We start from the raw sequence: 7,184 nt of genomic DNA on the forward strand, positions 1-7,184 counted from the left end.
CGTTGCAGAGGACGGCTTTACATGAAATCTAGCAAGCAATAATTAACCCCGTTGAACGCCGAATTAATTGAATTTTGCTAGACGATATTTGCCCTAATCGTTTCCAATTAGCATCGCTGACAGATATCTGTTTTTCGGTGTCACCGGACACATAGCCAACCCCTTTGGGGGAGTTAACCAAATCCCCTTTACGAAATCCGTGCTGAGTTGTAGATCCGCCATACTTACGACGAACCCCACCCTTGGCGGGAACTATTAAATGTAATTGGCGACGGCTGTATGGAGGACGACGAATTACTTTGAAAATAGCAGGTGTAATGACCACGCTACCAAACCAGTTTCCCCCATCTTCCCGCACTGTATGATATTTGCGGTATTGAACAAAATGACTAGCGGCAATTGCCACACCATCAACAGCATGAGTATTGAACTCAGGCGCAAATTTATCTGTTTTGTTCTTTTCTAGTCCAAGGTATTTACGAGTATTTGATGTTTGATAGCCTTGAATTGTGACCACTGGCGCAAATTGTTCTAACTGCTGCAACATCCACTTCTGACCAACCATCACGGCAGAAAAACCAAAACCAGAACGAGCTTTTTTGCGTCCACTGGTTAAGTCTACATCTGCTCGAATGTATTCGTATCTGATTTGTGCTGTCGGATAGATTTTACACAGTTCAGAAACTATCCTAAGTTCGAGTTGACGGTTAGCACGAATTGATGGTGCAAGTTTGCCTTGACGACGGTTTGCAAAACTGATATAGGTTGCATAAACGTTAGCTTCCATCCATATTCAGCTAAAGCTTCTAATAGTTCAGACCCAACAATATACTGACAAATTTTGTCTATGTGCTGCCCCGGCATATCCACTAAAATGATATCTATATTATCAGCTACCAGATCAATAAACATCCTGTCCGTTTGTTTATTGAAAAAATCTATCTTTTCAATACACACTAAATCTTTGTAAGCCAAAAGTCTGTCACGATTATCATGGTCATAAACTTTCAATCTTTTACCTTGAATTTGATAAATTTCCAGCAACAGTTTAATAACTGTAGACTTACCTACACGAGAGTCACCTACAGTCATTACCATTCTTTTAGAAGATTTCAACATTTATACTCTCCAGCCCTAAGAGATGTTTAACTAGATAAATTTGCTGTTTAAAAGTTTTTAGCCAACTTTTCACCCGCATTTTCACTCCTGGTAGTTCTTTTTGCTTTATTCCTTCAGAAAAAGTTAGTGACTTTTCATCTAAATAATCATAGGCATATTCAAGTAAATCCGGCATTGTAATATCAAATAAAGGGATTCCTGCTTCTAATAGCTCTTGCTTTATCTTTTGAACTATTGATGAATTGCTATATCTAGAAAATTCTTCCTCCTCACCATAAAATAAATTTCTAACGACTATATAATCTACTTTATCTCCGCAAAAGCTGTATAAATCTATTAATTGCTTTACCGAATCTGATACTCGACTAATTACCACGACCATTGTTACTCTAATGTCATAATCATTGGCGGCTGTTTCCAAGAACTCTTGTTCTATAAATCTTTTAAATATTTGTCTCGATTGGGGTGGCAATTCTAATAAAAACAGCGATTCTGGTGGGGGGAGTTGATTATATGTATCTGGCTCTGGCTCCATCATTCTCTTTACCTGATCAAAAAATCTATCTATACTTCCATCTTTAAAAATATTTAACTGCTGTATTTGACAATGCTCACCATCTTCACCATAATATCTCAACAAATCTGGATTAGAATTATCTGCATCTACTGCCACAATTCTTCTTTTCTCATCTATACAAGTTTGTAGAAATCCTCTCGTCCACATCGATTTACCAACTCCACCTTTGCCCCCGTCTACTATTACTAGTCTTCTTGGGGGAGTTTTAGTTATCTCTTCTGCTTTTTGATTAATTTTTTCTGCCTCTTTATCTGCATCTGAGGCTATATCTAGGTCTAATTTTAGTTTCTCTAATTCTAACTGCTGCTCTGGTGTTAAATCATTTAGCTTGATTTCTTCTGCTGCTTCAATCGCCGAGATATCAGCTTTCCTCTTAAGATTTTTATTTTGGTTATTATTGATAGCTTGTGTCATTTTTATTGGACTCATATTTCAGATTATTTATCAATTTTTTAAAAAACTTTGGTGAAATATCGGCAAGATGTTACTCCTTATCCATTGCGTAAAATTATTAATTATTTGTTCTTTTACTCTGCTTTTTAAATTATAGATGTCTCCCGAATTTAAAGTTTTTACTATTGTTATTTGCTCATCAATAACCACATGACGTTCTCGATTTTGGATATGCAGAGGCACGATTTTTTCATTATTTAATTCCGGTGCAATAATCTTAAATACATCTTCAGCAAATATCTCTAGCCCTAATGGGGTAGAGATTACCCGCACCATGCTACCCAAAGGGTGATCAAATTCCCAGTATGTCCATATTCTTCCCATAAATAGATTGCCATATTTGATTCAACAGATGAAGCTATTTAGGTACTGTTTTTTTCAGTACTATAGTTTCTTGATTTTTCAAAAATACGTTATACAATTACCAGTGCTTCGCCACACAAACTTTGCGTGGTGGCAAGCTCTTGGGCAGGGGGGAAAGAACTTGTACAAATCTCTCCCTCAGCTCCCCTGCACAAGCGCCGACCTCCACAAGTGCAATTTTGGGGAAAGCGAATTACTAGCGCTCATTTTTGGTTTTCAAAGAATTGCCGCTATCAATACCGATATTATTCTTAGGCAAAACTGATAACGGTTGGATGTTAAGCCGATCACCAACCTTGATATTGGCAGCGCCACGGACAAGCTCTAGCACTTGATCGGCAACTTTCCCCTTGTAGATGGGACAGGGGATTTTGTGACAAGGTTCGGCATTGTAAACCGCAGTTGTCACCACATTGTCCTTAAGATAAAAGATGTCTAATGGAAAATTTACCTTGTACATCCAAAAAGGCACATTGTAAATTTCTCTGCCCAGGTTGAATAACATCCCGCACGAGCCGTTTAAGGATGAGCGAAATTTCAGCCCTTTCTCTAATTGCTCTGGTGTAGAAGCGACTTCCAACTTAAATGTGCGATCACCTACGGTGGGCGGAACGCCATCGCCTTTCGTAAGAATGTGCGTAACTGGTAAATCCTGGGGACGAGTTTGGACGTAACCGAGCGCCACAGTGCCAATAATAATTGATACTCCAGCAACAGGTCCTAGTATGTTCAGTAACTTGAAAGCAGCAACGTATAAATCCTTTTCGGAATTAATCTTTAAAGTTTTCATGATCATCCAAAAATATCAACATTGCCGAGACTATATATAGATGAATCGATAGGGCTAGATGGTTGACCTTGCAAAGCCGCAATGTTACGCATACTTTCAACTCGGTCAGCTTCGCGGATGGCGAGAGGATTCATACTCTGCCTTGCAGCCAACAATGCCGACAATGTAATCTCAAGTGATGGCAGTTCTTGCAGGGGAGAAACATCGTCGCCAAACATTTGACAGAAACTAGAGACGGCGGCACGTTCAACAATGGCTTGAATCTCTGCACCAACACATCGCTGCGTGGCTTTGAGTAACCTTTTCCATTCTTCTGAGCTGTACCCATCGCCCCCATTACGGAAACGAGGATCGAAACGGGCTAAGTGAATCTTGAATATTTCGTGCCGTTCGCCGTAATTTGGTAGATCCACCTTGAAAATCTCGTCGAAGCGTCCACTTCTGGTTAGCTCTGGTGGTAGCCATTGAATATTGTTAGCCGAAGCGATAATTAAAACCTCACTAGTACGTTCTTGCATCCAGGTCAAAAGCATACCAGCTAGGCGTTTGGATAAATCATCATCTCCTGAGAATCCCTTATCAAAGTCATCAAGGTATAAGATTACACGGTTTATTCGGTCTACCAGTGCGAGTAAATTCTTGAGCTTATATTCAGCCAAATTACCGTAACTGCGGAAACTCCCCCACTCCAAAATAATTAAAGGCAATCCCAACTGAGCAGAACTTGCTTTAGCCGAGTAAGATTTTCCTGTTCCCGGTGGGCCGATTAGTAAAACCCCCTTGGGTAAGCGCAGATTATAGGCTTTAGCCAATGTGGATAGAAGGCGCTTATAAGTTTTAAACGCTTGCTGCATCAGTTCTAAACCACCGATAGGGGTAGCTGGGGGCTGAAGGAATTGAATATTATAAATTCGCTTAAACAGTTCGATTTTGTAAGCGGACAGTTTTTCTACTAACTCATCCGGTGTAATTTCATGATTTGTGATCGCCTGTTTGATTCCATAGTCAATATCAGCCAAGTACATCCCCAAGCCGGCGATCGCAGTCGCATGAATATCGCCATGACTATAATTAGGTAATACTTGGGGTAAGTAACTGCTTATTTCCTCGATAGTTGGCAGTTGTTGCACAATGGTGGGAACTTCGGGGGCAATGTCAGATGACACAGTGGCGTTTGATCCTAAGAGAATCGCTGTCTTGTTAGCATTACAATTGCATAGCTTCAGGTTAATGAGGGCAGACTTAATCCACTCGGAAGTCAGAAAGAAATCGGGGTCAGTGGTAGCTGACCCCAACCAGGGGAATATGCCCTCTAATATGAGAATCCCTTGTAAATCAATAGTTTTCCAGAATCGCAGAATTTCAAAGTAATGTTCGCGCCTGCTTTTGGCCATCGCCTGATACTGGTTAACACTTTGTAAACTTAATCCCCCCTCATTAGTGGATAACTGGTGTAGTGCATCATCTGAGAGCGTCCACAGGTAACAGTTAATGTCCAGGCGTTGGCATTCAGTAACTAGATTGATGAGCAGGCTGATCCTCTCTTGCAATGGAGACTCGACAGCAATCAGCTTATTGTTAAGCTTAATTAATCCAAATACTTGCTTGATTAACTGATTATTCATTAGGTTTTAGCTAATTTTCACCCCAATATTATTGATAGCTAAAACTTTTTACTAGCTACTTAAGTACTGAAAAAATCGGTACTAGAGTAGCTTGACTTTTTTTGCAACTATAGCTCTAATTCCTCGTGGTTTTGTTGTGAATAACGTTGTTGCAATTGATGGGAGAAATTTATTAACTGGGTATTCCAATCCCCAGTTTCGCACTTGAGTTGAGTCGAGTGTGGCAGTAGTTGTCTAACAGCCTGTGCCACTGTTGGTTGACTAAAAGCTACCTGTACATGAGTCACATTACGTAATCTTTCAACAGGTAAACTTGAAGTGTCATCTACTGCCATGTAAACTGTTCTGTTTTCTGGTATTCCTTTAACGTGATATTCCAGCATGGCTACTGAAATGGCATCAATGGGAGAGTCAGACAGTACAGCAGTGCTAGTTTGATCACTAGGCTTTTTCCCCAAAGTCAAGTAAAACCAGCTATCACGACGAACTGTATTTAACTCATAACCAGAGAATTTATTGGTTGTACCTTGTAAGAAAGCCCCTTTGGTATTCCCTTCCAAATCCCGCATCACAAACACTACATTTGCTTTTGAGTCGGCATAAACTAGCCCCTGGCTATGTAACATTTGTACGCAATCAGAAGGTATGCCTCGTTTCTCTTTTAGGTAATGTTCAACGACTGACCAGTTAGCTTTATCCTCAACGGGTGGGGTAAATTGGGGTGCTGGTTGAGTTTGGATAATGTCAGCCGCAACTTTTTGAGCATGAGCCTGAGCTGCACGTTGTGCGCCGACTTCACCAAATCTCTCCCCCAGCCACGCGATCGCAGTTGTTTGGTTACATTGATTAACGTGTTTCACCAAATCAATTGCATCATTACCTTCAAAATAAGAACCGGGAGCAAGGTCGCTAAATTTACAGCCATCTATATTAATGATGTGTCCGTGACCCCTCCATCGGTCATGATCATAATTTAGCCCTAACTCCCAAGCAATATCATTTAAAGCTAAATCAGTTGACCATTCGGTAAGCTTTTTTATTGATTGATTATCTTGCTCCAATTGCTCTATCCGCCGCCGTAATTGTTCATTCTCAAGTGAGAGAGCTTTGGCTGTAGCTTCCATCTCTTGCTTACGCTGATTCGCCCTGTCTCGGTCGGCAGCTTTGGCTTTAAGATGTTCTACACTCAGTTCATCAACTTCTAAGTCCCGCCCCTCTTCCACAATGCGGTAAAAATCCTTGATGTCCTGGTGCTTTGCTCTGCTTCCCTTAATACCGCGCTCCAACCCAATTAACCGCATCGTGTCGTAGTAAGAATCTTGAAACGCATAAATTTTCTGCCGCCCGTCAAAGAAATGATTACAGCGCAATTGCCCTTCATTATCAATCGGCACAAAGTAAGCGTGAATATGGGGAGTGGCTTCATCTAGATGCAACTCGGCGCGGACAATGCGATTGCCATATTCATCCGCTAACCACTGGTGAGTCGCTTCTAGCCAATCATCCAACTTTTGTGGTTCATAGTAACCGGCTTGGGTGGGGCAGTCGGGACGGAAATAACTGGGCGATGCACTCAACAGTAACTCCACGCAGTACACCGCATCAGTGCGAATCTTTCGCTTCTGCTCCGAGTCCCCTATCTTGGCTAGTACTAAATCCTCTAGTCGTTCCTCTGGGTCAAAACTACCGATGAACCGAATATTTTTTTGAGTGGGGTCAGCGTTTGGGGTTTCTCGCTCTCTTGCGGTGTGAGATGCACTCCCTGATATGTTACCCCGCTTTAATTTTTTTAATCGCGCGATCGCGTAGCTCATGGCTTCACATCTTGGATAAACTTGGTATGATTTTGTTATTACGCTGATTTTCCCAAAAATCGGAGCAATTGCGACTAATCGCCAAAATAGCTAAATCGCTCAAATGCGAAAAAGTGAAGATAGTCGTAGTAAGTACGATTATTTTAGCGGCTTGAAAGATTTTTTGAAGGAACTCTAATACCTAACTAGCTCAAGTGCTTACATAGCAAAGACTCCAGGCATTTAGTCGCCTGATTCTAAGGGGTGGATAATTTGGGTACGAATTACGCACGGATACTCATAAATGAGGGAAAAAGCGCCAACGCAGTGGAAACACAATTCCTCTTTACTTACCTTCCCCACTAATGCTTCTATTAGCCAGTAACTTGTCACTGCTTCCATTGTCAGTTCACCTGCCGACTTTTTTGATTGATGATTCACCAAGTATTCAATAGTTTTTCCAT

Annotated in this window: 7 protein-coding genes and 1 pseudogene; all 8 read right to left on the bottom strand. The window is 41.1% G+C overall.

All coding sequences use genetic code 11. From position 1 onward, the window contains the following. Window positions 1–28: 28 nt before the first annotated feature. Entirely contained in the window at window positions 29–787 is a 759-nt protein-coding gene (locus tag LC605_RS16895) for an RRXRR domain-containing protein (RefSeq protein WP_229548677.1), read from the bottom strand. Continuing rightward, on the bottom strand, window positions 685–1,119 hold the full coding sequence (locus LC605_RS16900) for an ATP-binding protein (RefSeq protein ID WP_229548678.1): 435 nt from the start codon (window positions 1,117–1,119) through the stop codon (window positions 685–687). The genes LC605_RS16895 and LC605_RS16900 overlap by 103 nt, the downstream gene beginning before the upstream one ends. Beyond that, on the bottom strand, window positions 1,103–2,110 hold the full coding sequence (locus tag LC605_RS16905; RefSeq protein WP_229548679.1) for a hypothetical protein: 1,008 nt from the start codon (window positions 2,108–2,110) through the stop codon (window positions 1,103–1,105). Before LC605_RS16905 ends, LC605_RS16900 begins: the two co-directional genes overlap by 17 nt. Before the next feature lie 30 nt (window positions 2,111–2,140). Then, a complete protein-coding gene (locus LC605_RS16910) occupies window positions 2,141–2,473 on the bottom strand; it encodes a hypothetical protein (RefSeq protein ID WP_229548680.1) in 333 nt (110 codons plus the stop codon). Between the two features lie 235 nt (window positions 2,474–2,708). Beyond that, window positions 2,709–3,302 (bottom strand): DUF192 domain-containing protein, encoded by a 594-nt coding sequence (locus tag LC605_RS16915; RefSeq protein WP_229548681.1) that lies wholly within the window; start codon window positions 3,300–3,302, stop codon window positions 2,709–2,711. A 2-nt stretch (window positions 3,303–3,304) separates the two neighbouring features. Further along, the gene (locus tag LC605_RS16920; protein WP_229548682.1) at window positions 3,305–4,927 is read right to left on the bottom strand and encodes an ATP-binding protein; all 1,623 of its coding nucleotides are present in this window, start codon (window positions 4,925–4,927) and stop codon (window positions 3,305–3,307) included. Between the two features lie 107 nt (window positions 4,928–5,034). After that, the gene (gene mobV / locus LC605_RS16925) at window positions 5,035–6,741 is read right to left on the bottom strand and encodes a MobV family relaxase (RefSeq protein WP_229548683.1); all 1,707 of its coding nucleotides are present in this window, start codon (window positions 6,739–6,741) and stop codon (window positions 5,035–5,037) included. Between the two features lie 222 nt (window positions 6,742–6,963). Further along, window positions 6,964–7,184, bottom strand: a pseudogene (locus LC605_RS16930) (hypothetical protein); the annotation flags it as partial.

This window comes from Nostoc sp. CHAB 5836 (genome assembly GCF_020829445.1).
In the GTDB taxonomy this organism is placed as follows: Bacteria; Cyanobacteriota; Cyanobacteriia; order Cyanobacteriales; family Nostocaceae; genus Nostoc.

Bases quoted from the DNA above. Each gene is read 5' to 3' on its own strand.
- LC605_RS16900 (WP_229548678.1), bottom strand. From the start codon at position 1,119: ATGTTGAAATCTTCTAAAAGAATGGTAATGACTGTAGGTGACTCTCGT.
- LC605_RS16895 (WP_229548677.1), bottom strand. From the start codon at position 787: ATGGAAGCTAACGTTTATGCAACCTATATCAGTTTTGCAAACCGTCGT.
- LC605_RS16915 (WP_229548681.1), bottom strand. From the start codon at position 3,302: ATGAAAACTTTAAAGATTAATTCCGAAAAGGATTTATACGTTGCTGCT.
- LC605_RS16910 (WP_229548680.1), bottom strand. From the start codon at position 2,473: ATGGGAAGAATATGGACATACTGGGAATTTGATCACCCTTTGGGTAGC.
- LC605_RS16920 (WP_229548682.1), bottom strand. From the start codon at position 4,927: ATGAATAATCAGTTAATCAAGCAAGTATTTGGATTAATTAAGCTTAAC.
- LC605_RS16905 (WP_229548679.1), bottom strand. From the start codon at position 2,110: ATGACACAAGCTATCAATAATAACCAAAATAAAAATCTTAAGAGGAAA.
- mobV (WP_229548683.1), bottom strand. From the start codon at position 6,741: ATGAGCTACGCGATCGCGCGATTAAAAAAATTAAAGCGGGGTAACATA.